This window comes from Pseudomonas sp. HMSC057H01, assembly GCF_001836405.1.
Lineage (GTDB): Bacteria > Pseudomonadota > Gammaproteobacteria > Pseudomonadales > Pseudomonadaceae > Pseudomonas > Pseudomonas aeruginosa.
On the sequence record NZ_KV828460.1, the window covers coordinates 105,786 to 130,984 of the forward strand.

General features: G+C 64.9%; 21 protein-coding genes. 9 read left to right on the top strand and 12 right to left on the bottom strand.

Features of this window, described 5'->3' with window-relative positions; genetic code table 11:
• Positions 1–12 precede the first annotated feature (12 nt).
• Positions 13–1,200, top strand: a complete 1,188-nt coding sequence (locus HMPREF2581_RS13690) for a MalM family protein (RefSeq protein WP_003132833.1) — start codon at positions 13–15, stop codon at positions 1,198–1,200.
• Between the two features lie 56 nt (positions 1,201–1,256).
• Here HMPREF2581_RS13690 and HMPREF2581_RS13695 read toward each other — a convergent pair whose 3' ends face one another.
• The 4 genes from HMPREF2581_RS13695 to HMPREF2581_RS13710 all read right to left on the bottom strand — a co-directional run bounded on the left by HMPREF2581_RS13695 (position 1,257) and on the right by HMPREF2581_RS13710 (position 5,424).
• On the bottom strand, positions 1,257–2,240 hold the full coding sequence (locus HMPREF2581_RS13695) for an alpha-L-glutamate ligase-like protein (protein WP_003087807.1): 984 nt from the start codon (positions 2,238–2,240) through the stop codon (positions 1,257–1,259).
• A 3-nt stretch (positions 2,241–2,243) separates the two neighbouring features.
• Positions 2,244–3,770 carry an osmotic stress tolerance membrane protein RloB gene (locus HMPREF2581_RS13700; protein ID WP_003087809.1) on the bottom strand — a complete coding sequence of 509 codons (1,527 nt, stop codon included), beginning with the start codon at positions 3,768–3,770 and terminating at the stop codon, positions 2,244–2,246.
• 5 nt (positions 3,771–3,775) lie between these two features.
• Positions 3,776–4,315 carry a retropepsin-like aspartic peptidase RloA gene (locus tag HMPREF2581_RS13705; protein WP_003087811.1) on the bottom strand — a complete coding sequence of 180 codons (540 nt, stop codon included), beginning with the start codon at positions 4,313–4,315 and terminating at the stop codon, positions 3,776–3,778.
• A 290-nt stretch (positions 4,316–4,605) separates the two neighbouring features.
• Complete coding sequence (locus tag HMPREF2581_RS13710; RefSeq protein ID WP_003087813.1) at positions 4,606–5,424, bottom strand: posphoenolpyruvate synthetase regulatory kinase/phosphorylase PpsR; 819 nt, start codon at positions 5,422–5,424, stop codon at positions 4,606–4,608.
• Positions 5,425–5,595: 171 nt separating this feature from the next.
• Between HMPREF2581_RS13710 and ppsA the strand changes: the two genes are divergently transcribed.
• From ppsA to oprF, 8 genes are all read left to right on the top strand, one after another.
• Positions 5,596–7,971 (top strand): phosphoenolpyruvate synthase, encoded by a 2,376-nt coding sequence (gene ppsA / locus HMPREF2581_RS13720; protein ID WP_003098065.1) that lies wholly within the window; start codon positions 5,596–5,598, stop codon positions 7,969–7,971.
• Positions 7,972–8,040: 69 nt separating this feature from the next.
• Entirely contained in the window at positions 8,041–9,051 is a 1,011-nt protein-coding gene (locus tag HMPREF2581_RS13725) for an alpha/beta fold hydrolase (protein ID WP_003087820.1), read from the top strand.
• 106 nt (positions 9,052–9,157) lie between these two features.
• The gene (gene rraA, locus HMPREF2581_RS13730) at positions 9,158–9,646 is read left to right on the top strand and encodes a ribonuclease E activity regulator RraA (protein WP_003087823.1); all 489 of its coding nucleotides are present in this window, start codon (positions 9,158–9,160) and stop codon (positions 9,644–9,646) included.
• A 187-nt stretch (positions 9,647–9,833) separates the two neighbouring features.
• Entirely contained in the window at positions 9,834–10,832 is a 999-nt protein-coding gene (locus tag HMPREF2581_RS13735; RefSeq protein WP_003098062.1) for a zinc transporter ZntB, read from the top strand.
• A gap of 48 nt (positions 10,833–10,880) precedes the next feature.
• A complete protein-coding gene (locus HMPREF2581_RS13740; RefSeq protein WP_003122844.1) occupies positions 10,881–11,135 on the top strand; it encodes a hypothetical protein in 255 nt (84 codons plus the stop codon).
• A gap of 2 nt (positions 11,136–11,137) precedes the next feature.
• Positions 11,138–11,962 (top strand): mechanosensitive ion channel family protein, encoded by an 825-nt coding sequence (locus HMPREF2581_RS13745; protein WP_003087830.1) that lies wholly within the window; start codon positions 11,138–11,140, stop codon positions 11,960–11,962.
• A 71-nt stretch (positions 11,963–12,033) separates the two neighbouring features.
• A complete protein-coding gene (gene sigX / locus HMPREF2581_RS13750) occupies positions 12,034–12,624 on the top strand; it encodes an RNA polymerase sigma factor SigX (RefSeq protein ID WP_003098059.1) in 591 nt (196 codons plus the stop codon).
• A gap of 108 nt (positions 12,625–12,732) precedes the next feature.
• On the top strand, positions 12,733–13,785 hold the full coding sequence (oprF, locus tag HMPREF2581_RS13755) for an outer membrane porin OprF (protein ID WP_003087843.1): 1,053 nt from the start codon (positions 12,733–12,735) through the stop codon (positions 13,783–13,785).
• 68 nt (positions 13,786–13,853) lie between these two features.
• On the opposite strand, the gene cobA is transcribed toward oprF, so the two are convergent.
• The 8 genes from cobA to HMPREF2581_RS13795 form a co-directional block, all read right to left on the bottom strand.
• Positions 13,854–14,591: a uroporphyrinogen-III C-methyltransferase gene (gene cobA, locus HMPREF2581_RS13760; protein ID WP_003087845.1), complete on the bottom strand. Its 738-nt coding sequence runs from the start codon at positions 14,589–14,591 to the stop codon at positions 13,854–13,856.
• An 11-nt stretch (positions 14,592–14,602) separates the two neighbouring features.
• Positions 14,603–17,329, bottom strand: coding sequence for a nitrate reductase (locus HMPREF2581_RS13765; RefSeq protein WP_003139955.1), 2,727 nt, complete (start codon positions 17,327–17,329; stop codon positions 14,603–14,605).
• A 26-nt stretch (positions 17,330–17,355) separates the two neighbouring features.
• Positions 17,356–17,682 (bottom strand): nitrite reductase small subunit NirD, encoded by a 327-nt coding sequence (gene nirD / locus HMPREF2581_RS13770; RefSeq protein WP_003139953.1) that lies wholly within the window; start codon positions 17,680–17,682, stop codon positions 17,356–17,358.
• Between the two features lie 52 nt (positions 17,683–17,734).
• Positions 17,735–20,185 (bottom strand): nitrite reductase large subunit NirB, encoded by a 2,451-nt coding sequence (gene nirB / locus HMPREF2581_RS13775; RefSeq protein ID WP_003139951.1) that lies wholly within the window; start codon positions 20,183–20,185, stop codon positions 17,735–17,737.
• Positions 20,186–20,452: 267 nt separating this feature from the next.
• Complete coding sequence (locus HMPREF2581_RS13780) at positions 20,453–22,054, bottom strand: bifunctional protein-serine/threonine kinase/phosphatase (RefSeq protein WP_011666704.1); 1,602 nt, start codon at positions 22,052–22,054, stop codon at positions 20,453–20,455.
• Between the two features lie 68 nt (positions 22,055–22,122).
• Positions 22,123–23,334: a NarK family nitrate/nitrite MFS transporter gene (locus HMPREF2581_RS13785; protein ID WP_003087861.1), complete on the bottom strand. Its 1,212-nt coding sequence runs from the start codon at positions 23,332–23,334 to the stop codon at positions 22,123–22,125.
• Positions 23,335–23,686: 352 nt separating this feature from the next.
• Complete coding sequence (locus tag HMPREF2581_RS13790; protein ID WP_003087865.1) at positions 23,687–24,382, bottom strand: polysaccharide lyase family 7 protein; 696 nt, start codon at positions 24,380–24,382, stop codon at positions 23,687–23,689.
• Between the two features lie 229 nt (positions 24,383–24,611).
• Entirely contained in the window at positions 24,612–25,190 is a 579-nt protein-coding gene (locus HMPREF2581_RS13795) for an ANTAR domain-containing response regulator (RefSeq protein ID WP_003087868.1), read from the bottom strand.
• Positions 25,191–25,199: the final 9 nt, after the last annotated feature.

The following is a 25,199-nucleotide window of genomic DNA, read 5'->3' on the forward strand; positions in this document are numbered from 1 at the left end:
GGCTGGAGCATGATGCGCGCATCCATCGTACTTTGCGTCTTCTCCCTGGCGCTGCCGGCATCTTCGCCGGGCTGGGCCTCCGGCGGGCGCTACCTGACCTGGGTGGACGACAATGGCGGGGTGCACAACACCTTCGTCGACGGCCAGTTCGACCGCCAGCAGCGCCAGGCACGGCAGCGCATCGGCCAGAGCGACCAGGCGCGGGTGCTGAACAAGGCGGACAACGCCACGCAGTGGCCGGGGAACAGCAGCGGAGGGGAGAGCAAGCGTCGCTACTACACCTGGATCGATGCCAACGGCAACGTGCAGAACAGCTTCTATGCCGGCGCCCAGGTCGCCGGCCAGCGCGCCGACTACGTCCTGCCCAACGGCGAGCACTCCGCCGAATACATCGATGCCGAGGCCTTCGAGGGCAAGGGTTTCGTTCGCAGCGAGAACGGCAGTCCCTACTACACCTGGGTGGACGAGAAGGGCCGCATGCACAACTCGCAGATCCCGCCCGAGGAGCGCGCGGCGCGCTTCAAGCGGGAGGCCGCGCCTTCGTCGCAGATCGCCTTCACCGAGGGCCGGCAGATCGAGTTCAAGCAACGTCCGACGGCGTTGCCCGGCCTGGATGGCGCCGGCCAGCAGAGCGATGCGCTGAAGGCTTTGCTCAAGGGCACCGAGATGACCATCGACGATCTCTACCAGGACCTGCAACGGCGCTGCTGCGAGCAGATCGCCGAGAGCGATTTCACCGAACTGGATGCCGACGAGCCGCGCTACGAGGAGTTGAACCGCTTCTCGCCGAGCTTCGACTTTCCCATGGGCAGGAGCTTCTACGCGGCGATCCGGCTGCCGCGCTCCCAGGGTGTCTACGGCCTGCGCATCCGCAGTTTCGCCAACCGCCAGGTGGTCTACCCGTCGCTGCTGTTCCTCGACGAGCACAAGCGGCCGACCCGGCTGGTCAGCGACGCGGTGTACAAGCTGAACCCGGAAACCTGGTATCGCTACGCTTTCATCGAGGGTACGGTGCCGGTGCGGGCCAATCGCGGCGAGCGCTACGTGCTGCTGCTGACCACCGACGAGGACCGCTCGCTGCAAACCCTCGACAACAAGCCGTTCAAGCGTCCGCTACAGGGCCTGGCGGTGAACGAGGCGGGCATGCAGGTGCATGAGCACGCCCGGCAGGGCGGCTTCGAGCTGGCCGTGGTGCGTTGAAATCCGAGACATGAAAAAGCCCGGCCGGAGCCGGGCTTCTTCATACCGGAAGCACGTCAGCCCTGGTGCTGCTGGACGTGGCCGAACAACTGCTGGGAGAAGCGTACGCGCTCTTCCGCGGACTCTTCGATGCCTTTCGCCTTGAGTTCTTCCAGTCGCGCCTCGACGGCGTGGCAGCGGTGCACCAGGCCGCTGTCGTTGGCGATCTGGATGTTCAGGCCCGGGCGGGCGTTGAGTTCGAGGATCAGCGGGCCTTTCTCCTGGTCGAGAACCATGTCCACGCCGATGTAGCCGAGGCCCGACAACTCGTAGCAACCGGCCGCCAGCTTCATGAAGCCGTCCCAGTTCGGCAGTTGCACGCCGTCCACCGCGTTGGTGGTGTCCGGGTGCTTGGCGATCTTGTTGTTCAGCCAGGTGCCGCGCAGGGTGACGCCGGTGGCCAGGTCGACGCCCACGCCGATGGCGCCCTGGTGCAGGTTGGCCTTGCCGCCCGACTGCCGGGTCGGCAGGCGCAGCATGGCCATTACCGGGTAGCCCATCAGTACGATGATGCGGATGTCCGGGACACCTTCGTAGCTGATGCTCTTGAAGATCTGGTCGGGGGTCACCCGGTACTCGATCAGTACGCGGTCGCGATGGCCGCCGAGGGAGTAGAGGCCGGAGAGGATGCTCGAGATGTGGTGCTCGATCTCCTCGTGGCTGACGATCTTCCCCGATACGGTCTTGTAGCGGCCCTCGAAGCGGTCGGCGATCACCATGATGCCGTCGCCGCCGGCGCCCTGCGCCGGCTTGATGACGAAATCGTTGTGCTCGCCGATGATCTCGTTGAGCTTGTCGATGCCTTTCTCGGTCTCGATGATGCCGTACATCTCCGGCACGTGGATGCCGGCCTCGAGCGCGCGTTCCTTGGTGATGATCTTGTCGTCCACCACCGGATACAGGTGCCGCTTGTTGTACTTCAGGACGTAATCGGCATTGCGTCGGTTGATGCCCATCACGCCTTTCGCGGTCAGGTCTTTCCAGGTCTTCCAGATCGACATGGTTCAGTCCTTGAGCAGGGCCTTGAAGCGGAACAGCTCGGTCAGGCGGTAGCCGCGGTAGCGGCCCATGGCGAGCATGAAGGCGACCAGGATCAGCAGCACGGCCGGGAAGGTGAAGATGAAGTACACCAGTTCCGGGATGCGCATGAGGATGTGCGCCAGCGATGCCGCGAACAGGGTGCCGATGGCCACCTTCATCGCATGGCCGCCGCCGCGCTCTTCCCAGGTGATCGACAGGCGTTCGATGGTCATGGTCAGGATCACCATCGGGAACAGGGCGATCGACAGGCCGCTCTCGAAGCCGAGCTTGTGGCTGAACAGGCTGATCACCGCGATCATCACCACCACGAAGGTCAGCACCACCGAGAGGCGCGGCAGCATCTGCAGCTTCAGGTGCTCGAGATAGGAGCGCAGCGACAGGCCCAGGGCGGTGATCACGGTGAACAGGGCGATACCCCATTGCAGGCCGGTCTCGCGGAAGGCCAGGGCGATCAGCACCGGGGTGAAGGTGCCGAGGGTCTGCAGGCCGATCAGGTTGCGCAGGATCAGGATCACCAGCACGCCGATCGGGATCATGATCATGATCTGGAAGGTCTGCTGGGTGGACAGCGGCAGGCCGTACAGGGAGTACTCGAGGAAGGCCGCCTCGGTGTTCTCGTCGGACAGCTTGGCCAGGCGGATGGCATTCATCTCGCTGCTGTTCAGGCTGAAGCTGACCTGGGCCTTCTTGCCGCCGTCGATGGTCATCAGCGGCTCATCGCCAAGCCACCAGATCAGGCGATCGGAGGGCAGGCCCTGTTCGCCGGTGACCACGTTGAAGTAAAGCCAGTTCTCGCCGTTGAAGCTGCGCAGCCACAGTTCCGGGCTCTGTTGCAGGTCGGCGACCAGGCGGATGGTGTGGACCCGCTCCATCGGCACGTGGGCGATGGACAGCAGGGTCTCGACGATATGCGCTTTCTTTTCCAGGCTGGTGTCGCCGGCCATCAGCAGCTTGACGTTGTCGTCGTTGCCGTTGTTGGCGCGCTTGATGGCTTCGCTGACGAAGGTCTCGACGTCGGCCGAGTGCTGGCGAATGGGGGCCAGCAGGGCTTCTGCGGCGATCTTCTCCGGGCCTTCCAGGGGCAGGCTGTCGCGGAAGATCGGACCTTTCTCCTTGGTCTTCTCGCCGGTGTAGCGCTTGGTCAGCACCAGGCGGTAGTACAGGGTCTGCTTGCCGTTGGCGCGGCGGGCGGACCAGGTCACCTTGCGATTGCCGTCGGCGCGATTGATGCTGACGCCGTAATTGTTGGAGACGAAGCTTTCGTTGAGGCTGACGTAGTCCTGGCTCAACGGCGGAACGAACATCTGCACCTTGACCGGGGTTTTCGGCGTGGCGACGAAGTCGACCTTGGCATCGATGTTCCAGAGGTCATCGGTTTCGGCTTCGGTAACGGGAATACCCTGGACGAAAATCTGATAGGCGGTGATCGCCACACCCAGGGTCAGCAGGATGGCGATCAGGACTTTCAGATGCAGGTTGAGAGAGCGCATGTCGTTTACTCAGCAGGTTTTGCATCAGGTTTGCAGCCGGGTTTCCCGGCCGAGTATTTCAAACTCGGATCGACCAGTGCGTCGAATTTCTTCAAGGCCTCCGAGCCGATCAAAAGCGGGTATTGGAATGCACTTCGGTCGGTCAGGTTCACTTCGATGGTGCGAATCGCCTTGCCCATGCAGACCTGCAGCTCGATCACCGGACGGGCGGTATAGGCCTTGCCCTCGTCGGGGTTGAAGTCGCCGTGGCGGCGCTTGATCTTGCTGATCCGCGCCAGGGGCTTCTCGATCGGGGTGTCGTCGGCGTTGTCGGTGGCCAGGTAGAAGCGCACCCAGGTTTCGCCGTCGCGCTTGAAACGCTTGATGTCGCGGGCGCTGAGGGAGGCGGTCTTGGCGCCGGTGTCGAGCTTGGCGGCCAGCTGGATGTCCGGGTCGTTGATGCGCGCGTATTCGTTCAGGCCGTAGACCGTCTTTTCGGCGGCTACGCTCAGGCCTGGTACGGCGATGAATAGGCAGAGCAGGGGAGCTAAGGGCTTGAGTTTCATAAGTCCTGGTTGGTGTCGCGTTCGGCGGGTCGATCTTGCGATCGCTGTCCAGTCCGTGACGGAAAACCCTGCGTCATCGACCTGCGCTCGGCAGGCCGGGCATGCCGGGCGCCCCGCCAGGCGCATGCGGGCCGCATTCTATCACGCGGTTTTTCGGCAGCGACAGCCGCTTATACCACTTGGTCGGGGTTTTGCCCCTGGGATGAAACGAAATTCCATCCAGGGGCTCGAAGCGTTACCGGAAGCGGGCAAGGGACCTTGGCGGTGCCGAGCCGCTGGCCCCGGAGCGGTTATTTGAAGCGCCGTTCCACGCCTTTTTCGACGAGGATCTTTGCGGAAATCTCCTCCACCGAGAAATGCGTGGAGTTGATGTAGGCGATGTTTTCGCGGCGGAACAGGCTTTCGACCTCGCGTACCTCGAATTCGCACTGGGCGAAGCTGGCGTAGCGACTGTTGGGCTTGCGTTCGTTGCGGATCGCGGTGAGGCGGTCGGGGTCGATGGTCAGGCCGAACAGCTTGTGCTTGTACTGCTTGAGGGCGTTCGGCAGTTGCAGGCGCTCCATGTCCTCTTCCGTCAACGGGTAGTTGGCGGCGCGGATGCCATACTGCAGGGCCATGTACAGGCAGGTGGGCGTCTTGCCGCAGCGCGAGACGCCGACCAGGATCAGGTCGGCCTTGTCGTAGTAGTGGGTGCGGGCGCCGTCGTCGTTGTCGAGGGCGAAGTTCACCGCCTCGATGCGATCCATGTAGTTGGAGTTGTGGCCGATGGAGTGGGACTTGCCGACCGAATAGGACGAGTCGGCCGAAAGCTCCTGTTCCAGAGGCGAAAGAAAGGTGGCGAAGATATCGATCATGAAACCGTTGGATTGCGCCAGGACCGCCCGGATGTCGCGGTTCACGATGGTATCGAAGATGATCGGGCGGGCCCCGTCCGACTCGGCAGCATTATTGATTTGCTGTACCATGGCGCGCGCTTTTTCTTCGGTATCGATGTACGGTCTCGTCAGTTTGACGAAGCTGATGTTCTCGAACTGTGCCAGAAGGCTTTGGCCCAGGGTTTCGGCGGTGATACCGGTGCCGTCCGAGATGAAGAATGCGGTTCGTTTCATTTGCACCGAAAGCCTTAAGGTAGGAACGATTCTTGGCTATGATAGGCCGCGCGTTGTCAGAGGCCTTTCTGTCGCAGCATTGTCACTTATTTCTAAGGGCCAGGCCAGAATCCAGCGGAGCTGCTCCTGGCCCCGCTTGAGCTTTTCCAATTCAATAGTGGAGAGATCACCTTGGTAGAGTACGTAGTTTCCCTCGATAAGCTCGGCGTCCATGATGTAGAGCATGTGGGGGGCAAGAACGCATCCCTCGGCGAGATGATCAGCAACCTGGCCGGTGCCGGCGTTTCCGTACCCGGCGGATTTGCCACCACCGCCCAGGCCTACCGTGACTTCCTCGAGCAGAGTGGCCTCAACGACCGTATCCACGCGGCCCTGGACGCCCTGGACGTCGACGACGTCAACGCCCTGGCCAAGACCGGCGCGCAGATCCGCCAGTGGGTGATGGAAGCCGAGTTCCCGGCCCGTCTCGACAGCGAGATCCGCCAGGCCTTCGCCGCCCTGGCCAACGGCAACGACAACCTCGCCGTGGCAGTGCGTTCCTCCGCTACCGCCGAAGACCTTCCGGACGCCTCGTTCGCCGGCCAGCAGGAAACCTTCCTCAATATCCGCGGCGTGGACAATGTGATCCGCGCAGCAAAAGAGGTCTTTGCCTCCCTGTTCAACGACCGCGCCATCGCCTACCGCGTGCACCAGGGCTTCGATCACAAGCTGGTCGCCTTGTCCGCCGGCGTGCAGCGCATGGTCCGCTCGGAAACCGGCACCGCCGGGGTGATGTTCACCCTGGACACCGAATCCGGCTTCCGCGACGTGGTCTTCATCACCGGTGCCTACGGCCTGGGCGAGACCGTGGTTCAGGGCGCGGTGAACCCCGACGAGTTCTACGTCCACAAGCCGACCTTGGAAGCCGGGCGTCCGGCCATCCTGCGCCGCAACCTGGGTAGCAAGGCGATCAAGATGATCTACGGCGACGAAGCCAAGGCCGGTCGCTCGGTCAAGGTAGTGGACGTCGATCGCGCCGATCGCGCCCGCTTCGCCCTGAGCGACGCCGAGGTCACCGAGCTGGCCAAGCAGGCCATGATCATCGAGAAGCACTATGGCCGCCCGATGGACATCGAATGGGCCAAGGACGGTGACGACGGCAAGCTGTACATCGTCCAGGCACGCCCGGAAACCGTGAAGAGCCGCGCCAGCGCCACGGTCATGGAGCGCTACCTGCTGAAAGAGAAGGGGACCGTCCTGGTGGAAGGACGTGCCATCGGCCAGCGCATCGGTGCCGGTCCGGTCAAGGTGATCAACGACGTGTCGGAAATGGACAAGGTCCAACCGGGTGACGTCCTGGTCTCCGACATGACCGACCCGGACTGGGAGCCGGTGATGAAGCGCGCCAGCGCCATCGTCACCAACCGCGGCGGGCGTACCTGCCACGCGGCGATCATCGCTCGCGAACTGGGCATCCCGGCGGTGGTCGGTTGCGGCAACGCCACCCAGATCCTGCAGGATGGGCAGGGGGTGACCGTTTCCTGTGCCGAAGGCGATACCGGCTTCATCTTCGAAGGCGAACTCGGTTTCGATGTGCGCAAGAACTCGGTCGACGCCATGCCCGACCTTCCGTTCAAGATCATGATGAACGTCGGCAATCCCGATCGCGCTTTCGATTTCGCCCAGTTGCCGAACGAAGGCGTGGGCCTGGCCCGCCTCGAATTCATCATCAACCGCATGATCGGCGTGCACCCCAAGGCGTTGCTGAACTTCGCCGGCCTGCCGGCGGACATCAAGGAAAGCGTGGAGAAGCGCATCGCCGGCTATCCCGATCCGGTCGGCTTCTACGTCGAGAAGCTGGTGGAGGGCATCAGCACCCTGGCCGCGGCGTTCTGGCCGAAGAAGGTCATCGTGCGCCTGTCCGACTTCAAGTCCAATGAGTACGCCAACCTGATCGGCGGCAAGCTCTACGAGCCGGAAGAAGAGAACCCGATGCTCGGCTTCCGTGGCGCCTCGCGCTACATCAGCGAGTCGTTCCGCGACTGCTTCGAGCTGGAGTGTCGTGCGCTGAAGAAGGTCCGCAACGAAATGGGCCTGACCAACGTCGAGATCATGGTGCCCTTCGTGCGCACCCTGGGCGAGGCGAGCCAGGTGGTCGAGCTGCTGGCCGGGAACGGCCTGAAGCGCGGCGAGAACGGACTGAAGGTCATCATGATGTGCGAACTGCCGTCGAACGCCCTGCTGGCCGACGAGTTCCTCGAGTTCTTCGATGGCTTCTCCATCGGTTCCAACGACCTGACCCAGCTGACCCTGGGCCTGGATCGCGATTCCGGCATCGTTGCCCACCTGTTCGACGAGCGCAATCCGGCGGTGAAGAAGCTGCTGGCCAACGCCATCGCTGCCTGCAACAAGGCCGGCAAGTACATCGGCATCTGCGGCCAGGGTCCGTCGGACCACCCGGACCTGGCCCGCTGGCTGATGGAGCAGGGCATCGAGAGCGTCTCGTTGAACCCCGACTCGGTGCTGGATACCTGGTTCTTCCTCGCCGAGGGGCAAGACCAGGCCTGATCGGTCCTCGCTGTATCCGGAAAGGGCGGGTAACACCGCCCTTTTTCGTGCCTCCTGTACAAGACAAGCATGCAAAGCAGTAGTCGCCTCTTTCCTGTCGCCCTGGTCAGCGCCGAATTGCGCGCCGACCTTACCGAAGACATCTACCGCCTGAAGCCCGGCAACAGCCCCGATGCCAGCGTCGAGCTAGTCGTAACCCGGCTCGGACAGCAGGCCGCCGGCGAGCGGCGCGGACCGCCTGTGATCCTCCTGCACGGGAGTTTTTCCAACCGCCGCTTCTGGTACTCGCCGCGTGCGCTCGGATTAGGTCCTTACCTGGCGCGGGCGGGGTTCGATGTCTGGCTGCCGGAAATGCGCGGCCATGGCCTGTCGATTCGCAACGATGGTTACCGGGACAACCGGGTCGCCGACTACGCGCGCTACGACCTGCCGGCGCTGGCCTCCTTCATCCACGAGCAGTGCGGGCAGCCGGCGCACTGGATTGGCCACTCCCTCGGTGGGGTGGTGCTGGCGGCGGGGCTGGGCGGGGGCTACCTGGACCAGGCACGGATCGCTTCCGTGGCGTTGTTCGGTAGCCAGGTCAGCACCGCGCACTGGCTGTTCAGGTTGCCCATGGCAGGCATCCTCGCGCGCCTGCTGCTGCGCCGCGTCGACGCGCTATCCGGAAGCCGTTGGCGGCAGGGCCCGGAAGACGAGCCGGTCGGCGTGGCGCTGGAGGTCCTGCGTTGGCATGGGCTGTTCGGCCGCTTCGGCGAGCCGGGCAACGACTGGTGGAAGGGGCTCGCCGCAGTCGACGTGCCGCTATTGGCGGTCGCCGGGGCTGGGGACCGGCAGGACCCGTCCTGGGCCTGTCGCAAGTTGTTCGAGCAGTTCGCCTCGTCCGAGCGCGAATACCTGTTGCTCGGACGCGAGGCTGGCTACGCCGAGGACTACGGGCATATCGAGATGCTGATCGGCAAGGCGGCCCAGCTAGAGGTCTGGCCCTTGGTGGAGCGCTGGCTGCGCCAGCGATCGCCGGCGGGCGACGAATCCGCGTGGAGTGAGGCGCTAGACGTATCGGAAGCCGGAATCAGCGGCTAACATGTGACGCAAATGGCGGCTCCGGTCACGCCGGCGCCGCCGGGGCGGGCGGCCGATGATCCTCCGGAGCTGCCCGAGCCGATCCCTTCACCCACAGGAGCTTCCCATGCATTACGTCACTCCCGATCTGTGCGATGCCTATCCTGAGCTGGTCCAGGTCGTCGAACCCATGTTCAGCAACTTCGGCGGCCGCGACTCCTTCGGCGGCGAGATCGTCACCATCAAGTGCTTCGAAGACAATTCGCTGGTCAAGGAGCAGGTCGACAAGGACGGCAAGGGCAAGGTCCTGGTCGTCGATGGCGGTGGTTCGCTGCGCCGCGCCCTGCTGGGCGACATGCTGGCCGAGAAAGCGGCGAAGAACGGCTGGGAAGGGATCGTCGTATATGGCTGCATCCGTGACGTCGACGTGATCGCCCAGACCGACCTCGGCGTCCAGGCCCTGGCCAGTCATCCGCTGAAGACCGACAAGCGCGGCATCGGCGATCTGAACGTCGCCGTGACCTTCGGCGGCGTCACCTTCCGCCCCGGCGAGTTCGTGTATGCCGATAACAACGGCATCATCGTTTCTCCGCAGGCCTTGAAGATGCCCGAATAGGGCTTTTTAACAGCCGTTCCGGCCCCGGTGACGCAGGCAGCGTCCCGGGGCTTTTTGCTGGAATGAACCCGAGGCGCGCATATGGGTCTCAGGACTGGCTTTAAGGTTATGCCGCAAGTCCATGAATTGACTGGTACCGGACTTGTGTTTTTACTGTCGAAATGGTCGTTTTACCAAGGGAAGCGCAATGCAAGCGTACGAGTCGGGTGACGAGCGCGGCTTGATCTATGGCTACGTCCTCAACGGGCGCGGCGGCGGACGCCGTGTCGGACGCAACCAGATAGCGGTGCTCGACCTGCTGCCGGAGGAGAGCCTTTGGCTGCACTGGGACCGCGGCGTACCGGAAGCGCAGGCCTGGCTGCGGGATTCCGCGGGGCTCAGCGAGTTCGCCTGCGATCTGCTGCTGGAGGAGGCGACTCGCCCCCGTTTGCTCGATCTCGGGGCCGAAAGCCTGCTGGTGTTCCTCCGTGGAGTGAACCTGAATCCGGGCGCGGAGCCGGAAGACATGGTTTCGCTGCGGGTATTCGCCGACGCGCGCCGGGTGATCTCGCTGCGCCTGCGGCCGCTGAAGGCGGTGGCCGATCTGCTCGAGGACCTGGAGGCGGGGAAAGGGCCGAAGACGGCATCCGAGGTCGTGTACTACCTCGCGCACTACCTGACCGATCGCGTCGACACGCTGATCAGCGGGATAGCCGACCAGCTCGATGCTGTCGAGGAACTGGTCGAGGCGGACGAGCGCGCCAGTCCCGACCAGCACCAGTTGCGTACCCTGCGCCGCCGGTCGGCGGGGTTGCGGCGCTACCTGGCGCCGCAGCGGGATATCTACTCGCAACTGGCGCGCTACAAGCTGTCCTGGTTCGTCGAGGACGACGCCGATTACTGGAACGAGCTGAACAACCGGCTGACGCGGAATCTCGAAGAGCTCGAGTTGATACGGGAGCGCATCAGCGTCCTGCAGGAAGCCGAGTCGCGGCGAATCACCGAACGGATGAACCGCACCATGTATCTCCTTGGTATAATCACCGGCTTTTTCCTGCCGATGAGCTTCGTCACCGGCCTGCTGGGAATCAATGTCGGCGGCATTCCGGGGGCGGATGCACCGCATGGGTTCTGGCTGGCCTGCCTGCTGATCGGCGGGGTCGCCACCTTCCAGTGGTGGGTATTTCGTCGGCTGCGCTGGCTCTGACGTGACCTGGGGTGAGGAGAGGGCGTCACTCCCTCGTACAGACATGAGGTGTGCATGCACGATCCGTTCGAAGAGTCCCTGCGGGACCTGCTCAAGGCTTCGGCTCCCCAGCCGGACGACGACGCGCGTCTGGGACGGGTGCTGAAGACCGCCAATCGCCAGGTTGGCGCCGGTGACCTGTTCAGCCTCATGGGGCACTGGCTGCAGGCGCTGATGATCGGCATCAACAACGGTTCGCCGCATCTGGCGCCGGTTTCCCGTATTTCCGCGAAAAACGCATCTTCTGCTGACAAGGCTGAGTGAACATGCAATTCGATATCTGGACCCAGAGCTTGCTGACCGCGATGAACACCCTGTGGGGCAAGCTGGCAGGCTTCATTCCCAACCTGCTCGGCGCCCTGGTGGTCGTTCTGCTCGGCTTCGTCATCGCCAAGCTGCTCGATGCGCTGCTTTCCAAGCTGCTGGCCAAGCTGGGCCTGGACCGGCTGATGGGTGGCACCGGCCTGACCAAGCTGCTGGCCCGGGTCGGCATCCAGGTTCCGGTCTCGACGCTGGTCGGCAAGATCGTCTACTGGTTCGTGCTGCTCGTCTTCCTCGTATCCGCCGCCGAGTCGCTCGGCCTGCAGCGGGTATCCGCCACGCTGGACGTCCTCGCCCTGTACCTGCCCAAGGTGTTCGGCGCGGCCCTGGTGCTGATCGTCGGCGTGCTCCTGGCGCAACTGGTGAACAGCGTCGTGCGCGGCGCGGCGGACGGCGTTGGCCTCGAATACGCGAACGGCCTGGGGCGGATCGCCCAGTGGCTGGTCATCATCATCAGCATCTCGGTGGCGGTGGGGCAGCTCGAGGTCAAGACCGACCTGCTCAACTACATCATCGCCATCGTCCTGATCACCGTCGGCCTGGCCGCTGCGCTGGCCCTGGGCCTGGGCAGCCGCGAGGTCGCCGGGCAGATCATTGCAGGAATCTACGTCCGCGAGCTGTATCAGGTCGGACAACAGGTGAAAGTGGGTGACGTTGAAGGCACTATTGAAGAGATAGGTACGGTCAAGACCATCCTGCTGACGGAAGAGGGAGAGCTTGTGTCGCTGGCCAACCGTCTACTGCTCGATCAGCGAGTTACCAGCCGCTGATCCGGGAGAGATAATGGACGTGGCTGCTCTGCAGGGCGGCCCGGCTTACGATATGACTGGCCTGATCTCACTTGAATAAGCCTCACCCCCTGTCACAGCGGTATGACCCACGCCAGCTTTCCGATGAAGAGCTGGTCGAGCGTGCGCACTCGGAGCTGTTCCACGTGACGCGCGCCTATGAAGAATTGATGCGGCGTTACCAGCGCACGCTGTTCAACGTCTGTGCCCGCTACCTGGGCAACGACCGCGACGCGGACGACGTGTGCCAGGAGGTGATGCTGAAAGTTTTGTACGGGTTGAAGAACTTTGAGGGCAAGTCGAAGTTCAAAACATGGCTATATAGCATCACGTACAACGAGTGCATCACGCAGTACCGCAAGGAGCGCCGCAAGCGCCGATTGATGGATGCGCTCAGCCTCGACCCGCTGGAGGAGGCTTCCGAGGAGAAGTCGCCGAAGGTTGAGGAGCGGGGCGGATTGGATCGTTGGCTCGTCCATGTCAATCCGATAGATCGGGAGATTCTGGTTCTTCGCTTCGTAGCGGAACTGGAGTTTCAGGAGATAGCGGATATCATGCACATGGGTCTGAGTGCGACGAAAATGCGCTACAAGCGGGCACTGGACCGCCTGCGCGAAAAGTTTTCAGATGCGACCGAAACATAGTTGGGTAAATATTGTCTCTCTATGCGGGAAGTTCTGATAAACTTGCCACCCAAGTTGTGCGGCTGATTGTTGGACAACTAACTGACCATCAAGATGGGGATTTAACGGATGAAACTGAAGAACACCTTAGGCGTTGTCATCGGCTCGCTGGTTGCCGCTTCGGCAATGAACGCCTTTGCCCAGGGCCAGAACTCGGTAGAGATCGAAGCCTTCGGCAAGCGCTACTTCACCGACAGCGTTCGCAACATGAAGAACGCGGACCTGTACGGCGGCTCGATCGGTTACTTCCTGACCGACGACGTCGAGCTGGCGCTGTCCTACGGTGAGTACCATGACGTTCGTGGCACCTACGAAACCGGCAACAAGAAGGTCCACGGCAACCTGACCTCTCTGGACGCCATCTACCACTTCGGTACCCCGGGCGTAGGTCTGCGTCCGTACGTGTCGGCTGGTCTGGCTCACCAGAACATCACCAACATCAACAGCGACAGCCAAGGCCGTCAGCAGATGACCATGGCCAACATCGGCGCTGGTCTGAAGTACTACTTCACTGAGAACTTCTTCGCCAAGGCCAGCCTCGACGGCCAGTACGGTCTGGAGAAGCGTGACAACGGTCACCAGGGCGAGTGGATGGCTGGCCTGGGCGTCGGCTTCAACTTCGGTGGTTCGAAAGCCGCTCCGGCTCCGGAACCGGTTGCCGACGTTTGCTCCGACTCCGACAACGACGGCGTTTGCGACAACGTCGACAAGTGCCCGGATACCCCGGCCAACGTCACCGTTGACGCCAACGGCTGCCCGGCTGTCGCCGAAGTCGTACGCGTACAGCTGGACGTGAAGTTCGACTTCGACAAGTCCAAGGTCAAAGAGAATAGCTACGCTGACATCAAGAACCTGGCTGACTTCATGAAGCAGTACCCGTCCACTTCCACCACCGTTGAAGGTCACACCGACTCCGTCGGCACCGACGCTTACAACCAGAAGCTGTCCGAGCGTCGTGCCAACGCCGTTCGTGACGTACTGGTCAACGAGTACGGTGTAGAAGGTGGTCGCGTGAACGCTGTTGGTTACGGCGAGTCCCGCCCGGTTGCCGACAACGCCACCGCTGAAGGCCGCGCTATCAACCGTCGCGTTGAAGCCGAAGTAGAAGCTGAAGCCAAGTAATCGGCTGAGCCTCTAAGGAAAAACCCGGCTCAGGCCGGGTTTTTCTTTGCCTGGAAAAAGACCGCTCGTCAGGCGCTCAGGGAAATCGGTTGCGACACGATGTCGCGGGTTACTTCGCCGATCACCAGGATCGCCGGGCTTTTCAAGGCGAAACGTCCGGCGTCCCGCAGTAGCTCGCCGAGGTTGCTGCGGCATTCGCGCTGGTTGCCCAAGGTGGCGTTCTCGATCATCGCCAGCGGCGTATCCTCGGCCATGCCTCCAGCCAGCAGCCCGGCCTGGATCTCCGCGAGTCGGGCGACGCCCATGTAGACCACCAGCGTGGTACCGCTGCGTGCCAGGGCTTCCCAGGCCAGCGGGCTGTCGTCCTGGGTATGCGCGGTCACCAGGGTCACGCCGCGGCTGATGCCGCGGTAGGTCAGCGGTATGCCGCAGGCAGTGGCGCCAGCCAGCCCGGCGGTGATGCCGTTCACTATCTCGCTGTCTATCCCGTGCCGGGCCAGCCATTCGGCTTCTTCGCCGGCGCGGCCGAAGATGCATGGATCGCCGCCTTTCAGGCGCACCACGCTGCGTCCCTGGCGGGCATGCCGCAGCATCAGGCGCTGGATGAAGTCCTGCGGTGTGGAGCGGCAGCCGCCGCGTTTGCCGACCCGGACCAGCCGGGCGGACGGACAGTGCTCCAGTATGCTCGGGTTGACCAGATCGTCGACCATCACCACATCCGCGTCCTGCAGGGCGCGAACTGCCTTCAGGGTCAACAGTTCCGGATCGCCGGGACCCGCACCCACCAGCCAGACCTTACCGCTCATCGTCGTTCTCCTCAGGCATTCGCCGCCATGGGCCGGGGGGCCGCCAGCAGTCTCTTGATTTCCGGTACGCAGGAGCCGCAGCCGGTGCCGCAGCCGAACTCGCGCTTCAATCCGTCCAGGTCCAATCCGCGGGCGATGCCGCCGAGCACCGTTTGCTGGCTGACGTTCTGGCAACTGCACAGGGTCTTGCCGCCCGCACCCTGGCTGGGTCGTCCCGGTGCCGCGCCGAGTGGGGCGAGCAGCCAGCGGCGTAGCTCGCTATCGGCCCGGCCGGTAAGCCAGAGTTCTTTCAACCAGTCGCGGGCGAGGGTTTCGCCGGCGAGCCGGACGGCGACGATGCGCCCGTCTTCGAGGCGCACGCGCTTGCCGATGGCGCGCCGTGGGTCGTCGTAGGCGAGGATCGGCCCGTCGAGCAATTCGAGTTGGCGATCTATCCGCTCCAGCAGGTCTGCGCCAGGTGCCTCATGGTGTGCGGCGCTGACCAGCAGGGCGGGGCGCTCGCGTCCGGCGAGACTGAAGCTGGCGTGGTCGAAGACTTCGCACAGCGCACGGAGGGCCTCGAAACGCGCCTGGATATCGGTTTCCACCAGCGCGAACAGGCGCCAGGGCAGTTCGACGGATTCGACCTGAACCCCGGCGTGCTTGAGTTCGGGTTGTTTCGACAGGGGGTCGAACGCCGGCAGGGTCAGGACATTGCAGCCCAGGCCCTTGAGGAAGCGATCGCCCCAGTGCATCGGCAGGAAGGCCTGGCCGGGGCGCACCGAGTCGTCTGCACTCACTGGCAGGATCAGGGCGCCACGCCGGCTCTTCAGGCGCACGAGCTGCCCGTCCCGCAGTTGGCGGCGGCGCAGTTCCTCGGGATGCAGGTGCACCAGGGCCTCCTCTTCATGGCCGAACAGGCGTGCGCAGGTGCCGGTCCGGCTCATGCCGTGCCACTGGTCGCGCAAGCGTCCGGTATTGAGGGTCAGCGGGTAGCGCGCGTCACGTTTTTCCTGGGCGGCGCGGTAGGGTTCGGCGACCAGTTGCGCGCGTCCCGAGGCGGTAGGGAAGCGGCCGTCTGCATAGAGCCGTGCGGTGCCGTGCTCCGCGCCACTGGGAAATGGCCATTGCTGCGGCCCCAGGCGGTCGAGCAGTGCGTAGCTGAGGCCGGAAAGATCGAGGTCGCGGCCGGCGGTAAGCAGCTTGTATTCGTCGAACAGGCTGCGGCTGTCGGCAAAGGCGAACAGGCCGGGTTTAGCGGGTCGCAGGTGCCCTTCCAGGCGGCGCGCGAAGTCGCAGACGATGTTCCAGTCCTGGCGTGCTTCCCCGGGGGGCGGAACGGCCCGACGGACATGACTGACCCGCCGTTCCGAATTGGTCACGGAGCCTTCCTTTTCTCCCCAGGATGCGGCTGGAAGCAAAAGGTCGGCGTATTGGCAGGTTTCCGTGCCGGCGAAGGCTTCCTGGACCACCACGAAGGGACAGCGGGCAAGGGCCTCGTGGATCTTGCGCTGGTCCGGCAGCGATTGCGCGGGGTTGGTACAGGCGATCCAGAGCGCCTTGATCCGGCCGTCGTGGACCGCATCGAACAGCTCGATGGCGCTGAGACCGGGGGACGTGGGCAACTGTTCCACACCCCAGTAGTGCGCCACCTCGGCGCGATGGCCGGGATCGGCGGCTTCGCGGTGGCCGGGCAGCAGGGTGGCCAGGCTGCCGGTCTCGCGACCGCCCATGGCGTTCGGCTGGCCGGTGAGGGAAAACGGTCCGCATCCGGCGCGGCCGATCTTGCCGGTGGCCAGGTGCAGGTTGATCAGTGCGCTGTTCTTGGCGCTGCCGGCGCTGGACTGGTTGAGCCCCATGCACCAGAGCGAAAGGAAGCGCGGCGAACGGCCGATCCATTCAGCGCAGCGCTGCAGGTCGGCGCGGTCGATGCCGCAGATGTCGGCGACGGCGGCCGGGGTGTAGTCGCGCACCAGTTCCTTCAGGTCGGCGAAACCCTCGGTATGCTCGGCGATGAACGAACGGTCGATCCAGTCCTCCCAGAGCAGGATATGCAGGATGCCGTGGAACAGTGCGACGTCGGTACCGGGCAGCAGCGCCAGGTGCAGGTCGGCCAGCTCGCAGGTGTCGGTGCGCCGCGGGTCGATCACCACGATGCGCATCTCCGGCCGAGCGGCCTTGGCGGCTTCCAGGCGACGGAACAGGACCGGGTGGGCGAAGGCCATGTTGCTGCCGGCGATCAGCACGCAATCGGCGCAGTCGAGGTCTTCGTAGCTGCACGGCGGTGCGTCGGCGCCCAGGCTGCGCTTGTAGCCGACCACCGCCGAGGACATGCACAGGCGCGAATTGCTGTCGATGTTGTTGGTGCCGACCAGGGCCCGCGCCAGCTTGTTGAAGGCGTAGTAGTCCTCGGTCAGCAACTGGCCGGAGATATAGAAGGCCACGCTGTCCGGCCCGTGTTCGCGAATGGTCTCGGCGAAACGCCCGGCGGCATGTTCCAGGGCACTCTCCCAGTCGCTGCGAGCCCGCGCCAGTTGCTTGCCGAGGCGCAGTTGGGGGTACAGCGCGCGGGCCTGGAGGTCGCCGGTCAGGTGCAGGCTGGCGCCTTTGCTGCAGAGTCTGCCGAAGTTGGCCGGGTGCCGCGGATCGCCTTGCACGCCGAGGATGCGTTCGCCGTCGTGTTCGATCAGGACGCCACAACCCACGCCGCAGTAGCAGCAGGTCGAAGCGGTGGTGCGCAGCGGGGAATCTGTCGACATGCTCGGCTCCTGTTATCGGCGAGAGATCAGGCGCACAGCGCCACGCTGTCCAGGCCGAGCAGCACCCGTCCGTTCTCCACCCGCACCGGGTGGCGATGGGCGCAGCCCTGGTCCGGGGCCACGGCTTCGCCGCTCTCCAGTTCGATCTGCCAGTTGTGCAACGGACAGGCCACTCGCTTGCCGTAGATCAGGCCCTGGGACAGCGGGCCGCCCTTGTGCGGGCAGCGGTCATCGAGGGCGAAGACCTGGTCGTCGGAGGCGCGGAAGATGGCGATGTCGCCTTTCGGGCCGGCGACCACGCGCGAGCCCAGCGGGTTGATTTCATCGAGGGCGCAGATATCCAGCCAGTTCATCGGTTCACTCCGGTAGGGGGAGGGCCGCCGTGGGACGGCCCGGACAAGGGATTCAGACGTTTTCCAGTTGCTTGAGCGGAATCCGTTCGAACTCCTTCTTCAATTGCGGCTGTTCGATGCGCTGCTTCCATGGGTCCTGCTCGAAGGACAGGGCGAATTGCAGGCGGTCGTTGAGCGCCTTGCGGTTTTCCGCGTCCTCGACCACCGCCTTGCGGATGTGCTCCATGCCGACCCGCTGCAGGTAATGCACCGTGCGCTCCAGGTAGAAGGCTTCCTCGCGGTAGAGCTGGAGGAAGGCGCCGTTGTATTCGCGCACTTCTTCGGCGGTCTTGAGCTTGACGAAGAACTCCGCGACCTCGGTCTTGATCCCGCCGTTGCCGCCGATGTACATCTCCCAGCCGGAGTCCACGCCGATGATGCCGACGTCCTTGATCCCGGCCTCGGCGCAGTTGCGCGGGCAGCCGGAGACCGCCAGCTTGACCTTGTGCGGCGACCACATGTTGAACAGGTCGTGTTCCAGATCGATGCCCAGCTGCGTCGAGTTTTGCGTGCCGAAGCGGCAGAACTCGCTGCCGACGCAGGTCTTCACGGTGCGGATGGATTTGCCGTAGGCATGTCCGGAGGGCATGTCGAGGTCTTTCCAGATGGCCGGCAGGTCGTCCTTCTTCACCCCCAGCAGGTCGATGCGCTGGCCACCGGTGACCTTGACCATCGGCACCTGGTACTTGTCGGCGACGTCGGCGATGCGCCGCAACTCGGCGGCGTTGGTCACGCCGCCCCACATCCGCGGTACCACCGAGTAGGTGCCGTCCTTCTGGATGTTGGCGTGGGCGCGTTCGTTGATCAGGCGCGACTGCGGATCGTCCTTGGCTTCTCCCGGCCAGGTCGAGATCAGGTAATAGTTCAGGGCCGGGCGGCAGGTGGCACAGCCGTTCGGGGTCTTCCAGTCCATGAAGCGCATGACGGCGTCGAGACTGGTCAGCCGGTGTTCGCGAATGGCCTTGCGGATCTGCCCGTGGTTGAGGTCGCTGCAGCCGCAGATGGCCTTCTCGCTCTTCGGCTTGACGTCGGCGGCGCCGCCGACGGTGCTGATCAGGATCTGTTCCACCAATCCCGCGCAGGAGCCGCAGGAGCTGGCGGCCTTGGTGTGTTTCTTGACTTCGTCGACGCTGAACAGGCCGTGTTCTTGTATCGCCTTGACGATGGTGCCCTTGCAGACGCCGTTGCAGCCGCATACTTCGGCCGTGTCGGGCATGCTCGCGGCGCTGTTCTGGCCCTGGTGGCCGACATCGCCGAGGGCGTTCTCGCCGAACATCAGGTGGTCGCGGATCTGCGCGACGTTGTGGTTCTCGCGGATCTGCCGGAAGTACCAGCCGCCGTCGGCGGTGTCGCCGTAGAGACAGGCGCCGACCAGTACATCGTCCTTGATCACCAGTTTCTTGTAGACGCCGCCGATGGGGTCGGAAAGGGTGATGGTCTCGCTGCCTTCGCCGCCGATGAAGTCGCCGGCGGAGAACAGGTCGATACCGGTCACCTTGAGCTTGGTCGAGGTCACCGAGCCCTGGTAGCGGGCGTAGCCGAGATGAGCCAGGTGGTTGGCGCAGACCTTGGCCTGCTCGAACAGCGGCGCAACCAGGCCGTAGGCGATGCCACGGTGGTTGGCGCATTCGCCGACCGCATAGATGCGTGGGTCGTAGGTCTGCAGGGTGTCGTTGACCAGGATGCCGCGGTTGCAGGGGATGCCTGCGCTTTCGGCCAGCTCGGTGTTGGGGCGGATACCGGCGGCCATTACCACCAGGTCGGCGGGAATCACGTCGCCGTCGTTGAACTGCACGGCACAGACCCGGCCGCTGCCGTTGTCCATCAGTTCCTGGGTCTGGGTGTTCAGGCGGAAGCGGATGCCGCGGGCTTCCAGCGCGCCTTGCAGGAGTTTGCCGGCGGTGCGGTCCAGTTGGCGTTCAAGCAGCCAGTCGGAGAGGTGCACGACGGTCACGTCCATGCCGCGTTGCTTGAGGCCGTTGGCCGCCTCCAGGCCGAGCAGGCCGCCGCCGATCACCACCGCGTGGCTGTGGGTCCGGGCGCAGTCGATCATGGCCTGGGTGTCGGCGATGTCGCGGTAGCCGATCACGCCCTGCAGCCGATTGCCGGGTATCGGCAGGATGAAGGGGACCGAGCCGGTGGCCAGCAGCAGGCGGTCGTACTCGGCCTCGCTGCCGTCCGCGGCGACCACCCTGCGGCGGACCCGGTCGATCTGCACCACCTTGCGGTCGAGGAGGAGCTTGATGCCGTTTTCCGCATACCAGTTGAGGTCGTTGAGGACGATTTCCTCGAAGGTCTGCTCGCCGGCCAGTACCGGGGACAGCAGGATGCGGTTGTAGTTGGGATGGGGCTCGGCGCCGAACACCGTGATGTCGTAGAAGTCCGAGTTGAGCTTGAGCAGTTCTTCCAGGGTACGGACCCCGGCCATGCCGTTGCCGACCATTACCAGCTTGATCTTCTTCATGCGGAGTAGCTCCTGCATAAGGTTGGCGCAAACAAAAAAGGCGTCCCGCTGTTGCCAGCAGGACGCCTTTGTCCAGGTCCCGTTCGGTCGGGAAACGCCGCCTCGTCGTTGAGGCAGGCGCTTTGTTGTCGATTGTCGGGAGAACCCAAGCAGGCGCCGTGCCAACTTGCGCTATTGCCTATCTCCATGGCCTTGCAGGGATAACGCGGGGGCTCCCCGCGGTCTTTCTGCTCCGTGCCGGGGCGTATCGCACCGGGCTGGTGCCACTCAGCCCTTCAGCCAGACCAGGAGTAGCGCCAGGTTGGCGGCCAGGGACAGCAGGGCGATGGCGCGCCAGGTCTGCAGCGGTTCGCGCTCCAGCAATGGGCGGGGTGCCGCGGCCGGCAACGCTTCTCCCTGTTGCAGCGAGAGCAGCCATTCCTCGGCGGTCTCGAAGCGCTGTGCGGGGTCGCAGGCGACGGCGCGCAGCAGCAGGTCGTCGATCCAGGCCGGCAGGTCGGGGCGATAGCGGCTGGGCGGGACGGGGCGACCGAAGCGCGGGTGCTGGAAGGCTTCGATCTCGCCATAGGGATAGCGCCCGGTCAGCGCCTGGTAGAGGCAGACGCCGGTGGCGTAGAGATCCTGGCGCACCGAGGGCGAGGTGCCGGAGAAGCACTCCGGCGCCAGGTAGCTGGGCGTACCCGGTAGCAGATGGGGGTCTTCGTGCGACAATCCCGGACACCAGGCCAGGCCGAAATCCAGCAGGCGCAGCTCGCCGTCGCGGCCGAGGTGGAGATTTTCCGGCTTGAGGTCGCGGTGCAGCAGGTTGCGTCGATGCAACTGGCCAAGCCCGCGCAGCAGCTGGTTGGCCAGCCCCAGCCACTCCGGCAGCGACAGCGGGCCATGGTTGCGCAAGCGCTCGGCGAGAGTCTCTCCGGGGTGCTCGCGCATCAGGTAATACAGATGCTGGCGTTGCGCCAATCCGTGCAGCTCGGGGAAATGCCGGCCCTGGACGCGGCGCAGGAACCATTCCTCGAGCAGCAGGGCCTGGGTTGCCAGCGGATCGTCGGCACGTGCGGCGGGAAGGGTCTTCAGCAGCCAGGGTTGGCCCTGGCCATCCTCGACCCGGTAGAGCAGGGACTGGCGGGATTCGCCGAGCAACTGCCGGACCCGCCAGCCTTCGAAGAGCTGGTCGGGCTTCAGCGGTGGCGGCAGTGGCCAGTGGCCCAGTTGCGCGAGGGCGTCGCCGAGGCTGCCTGCGGGCACGGCTTCCACGCGCACCAGCAGGGCGCTGGCGTTGTCCTGGCTGCCTGCCAGGTGGGCGGCGCGAACCAGAGCCTCGGCGCTGCGCTGCGGCTCTTCGGCGTTGCGCAGGATGCTGCGGATGCCGCTGTCGCCCAGCGTCGCCCAGACGCCGTCGCTGACCAGTAGCCACTGGCTGCCGGGCTCCAGATCGCCTTCCAGATAGTCGACCACCAGATGCTGGTCCAGTCCCAGGGCGCGGGTCAGCACGTGTTGCATGTGCGGCTGTTCCCAGACGTGGTCGCTGGTCTGCCGGAGCAACTCGCCGTCGCGCCACAGGTAGGCCCGGCAATCGCCGACATGGGCCAGGGTGTAGCGGGTGCCGCGCAGCACCAGGGCGGTGAGGGTGGTGAGCAGCGGCTGGCCGCCGCCATTGGCCTGTAGCCAGCGGTTCTGCGCCAGCAGCAGGCGGTCCAGGGACTGCACGATGGCCCAGGTTTCCGGAGTCGCATAGTAATCCAGGGCCAGCGCTTGCAGGCTGCTGCGCGCCGCCAGGCCGCCATCGGCGCACTGGCTGACACCGTCGGCGATGGCCAGCAGGTGTCCCTTGCTGGCGGCCAGGGCCGGCGCCGGGGTGACTACCCGCAGCGCGTCCTGGTTTTCCGTGCGAGGCCCGCAGGCGCTGGCCTCGCCGATGCTCAGTCGCAGCCCCACGCTCAGACCCGCGCGGCGGTGACCGCGGCCGAGCCCCAGGTGGTGCGCCAGCGCCGCTTCACCCCGTGGAGGCCGAACCAGGCCAGCACGCCGAGACTGGCGAACAGCCACAGGCCGAGCTGGTAGTCGCCGGTGCTTTGCTTGATCGCGCCGAGGCCGGCAGTCAGGCAGAAGCCGCCGATGCCGCCGGCCATGCCGATCAGCCCGGTCATCACGCCGATTTCCTTGTGGAAGCGCTGCGGTACCAACTGGAACACCGCGCCATTGCCGGCACCGAGACTGAGCATGGCGACCACGAACAGGCCGAGGGCGGCCATCGCGCTGGGCAAGTGGAAACCGACCGCGGCGATGCAGATGGCGGCCAGGGTGTACACCATCAGCAGGCTGCGGATGCCGCCGATGCGATCGGCGAGGGCGCCACCGAGCGGGCGCATCAGGCTGCCGGCGAAGACGCAGGCGGCGGTGTAGTAGCCGGCGGTCACCGGGTTCAGGCCGTACTGGTCGTGGAAATAGCCGGGCAGGGTGCTGGCCAGGCCGAGGAAGCCGCCGAAGGTGACGCTGTAGAAGAACATGAACCACCAGCTGTCGCGGTCGCCGAGGGCTTTCAGGTAATCGCCCATGGCCTTGGGCGCCGGCCGCTGCGGGGCGTTGCGCGCGACCATGGCGAACACCAGGAGGGTCAGGACGAGCGGCAGCAGGGCGAAGCCGAACACGTTGTTCCAGCCGAACGCGGCGGCCAGGCCGGGGGCGAAGAGGGCGGCGAGCACGGTGCCGGAGTTGCCCGCGCCGGCGATGCCCATGGCCTTGCCCTGGTGTTGCGGCGGGTACCATTGCGATGCGAGCGGCAGGGCCACGGCGAAGGATGCCCCGGCGAAGCCGAGGAACAACCCCAGCAGCAGTGCCTGCGCATAGCTGTTCACGCCCAGCAGCCAGGCGGCCGCCAGGGCGGCGATGACGATGACCTGGGCGAGGATGCCGGCGCTCTTCGGCGACCAGCGATCGGCCAGCAGGCCGAGCAGGAAGCGCAGTACGGCGCCGGCGAGGATCGGCGTGGCGACCATCATCGCGCGCTGTTGGGTGCTCAGTTGCAGGTCGCCGGCAATCTGCACCCCCAGCGGGCCGAGCACGTACCAGACCATGAAGCTCAGGTCGAAATAGAGAAACGCCGCGAACAGGGTCGGCGCATGGCCGGCCTTCCAGAAGCTGTTGTTCATCGAACACCTCGTATCCAGCGGAATCGGGGCGGAACGGCCGCCCGGCGGAAGTTGCATCGCTACAAGGTGAGCGTCCGACAGCGGACCACCCACCCGCCCCGACGCTGGGGCGAAACGACGAAGACGCCACGGGCCTCTGCCGGGAAGGAGAGGCCGCGCGACGTCTTTGTCGGGGATGGGTAACCGCCGTTGGCTACCGTCAGGCAGGACGTAGCAAGCTCTTTGCCAAGTTGTCGAAAGCGCGGCGTAGAGCGGTTGCAGGGACAACCATGGCGTCGGCGTGCACGCCGCGGTGGCAGGCGTCGGGGGCTTGCACAGGGCTGGGGCGGCGCGTCCGTGCGCCGTCGGCGGTTCAGCGATGGGCGGTGTTCAGGTGGTAGATGGTCACGCGGCTGCCTTCGCCGCTGTCGCCGGCGTTGTCGTTCACGTAGGCGCCGGCCTTGAAATAGAGCAACTGGTCGTTCCAGGCGCTGCCGAGGGTCTGGTAGTAAGCGTCCTCTTCGCCGTCCTGGCTGCGTGCGCGCACCGCCAACTCGCCGCTGGAGGTGACGCGCAGGCTGTAGTTGAAACGCTCGCCCAGGCGTACCTGCTCGAGGATCGACACGTTGCGGCTATAGGAATCGTCCGGGTGGTTGCGTACCAGCGCCTCGACCCGGCCGAGGCCTTCCTCGGGCTTGTAGTAGTACTGCAGCTTCACCAGAGGTTCGCCGTCGTCGGTCTGTGGCGACTTGCTGTGGATCTGGCCGATGATCACCTTGTTCTTCGAGGGGACCTTCTCGACGCTCATGGTCACCCGCAATTCGTTGTCGGCCTGCCAGTAGTACCAGTTGTCGAGGCTGCCGTCGGCCTGGGTTTCGCGCAGTTCGGTGCGAGGATAGGTGCTGTCCTCGGTGTGCGAGCCGTCGATGGGCACCCAGAAGACCAGGCCGCCATCGTTGCCTTGCTGGAAGTACCGGCTCTGGTAGCCGTTGTTGAGTTGCTGGGTGGTGATCACCTGCGGGGTGGGTTCGGTGGGAATGGTAAGGTTCCAGGTGCTGAGATCGATCATGCTGAGCATCTCCTGACCGCTGAGTCGGCGGTGCGGTTCGGGCGGACGCCTGCGGCTCCTAGCCCTGGGCGTCCACTGCGGGCCTCCCTGGTCATGCTAGTCGAGGGTGGCGAGGGGGTAGCTCCCAGAACGGATAGGGCCGTTCCGGGCGCACGAGCATAGCCGCGCCGCTCTGCGCCGGGGGCCAGCAGGGTGGCTGGCGATATGATCGCCAGCTGCCCAGCCGGATTCAGCCGCCGAGCATGTCGTGCATGGCGATGATCTGCTCGGCGACCTGGATCAGCTTCTGCTGGCGGCTCATGGCCTGGCGTCGCATCAGCGTGTAGGCTTCCTCCTCGCCGCAATGCTTCATCTTCATCAGCAGGCCCTTGGCCAGCTCGATGCGCTTGCGCTCGGCCAGCTGCGCCTCGCGCGCCTGCAGTTGAGCGCGCAGCGCCTGGTCGCTCTCGAAGCGCGCCATGGCCACGTCGAGGATCGGTTGCAGGCGGCTGGCCTGGATGCCTTCGACGATGTAGGCGCTGACCCCGGACTGGATGGCGCGGCGCATCACTCCCGGATCGTGCTCGTCGGTGAACATCACGATCGGGCGCGGCTGGTCGCGGCTGACCAGGCAGACCTGCTCCATCACGTCGCGGCCGGGAGACTCCGTGTCGATCAGGATCACGTCGGGACGCAGCGCTTCGACGCGCGCCGGCAGGTCGATGGTCAGCCCCGACTCGTCCACCACTTCGAAACCGCTCTCGAGCAGGGCGGCCCTGAGGCGTCCGACTTTCTTCGGCGTGTCGTCGATCAGCAGGATACGCAGCATGGCGGGCGC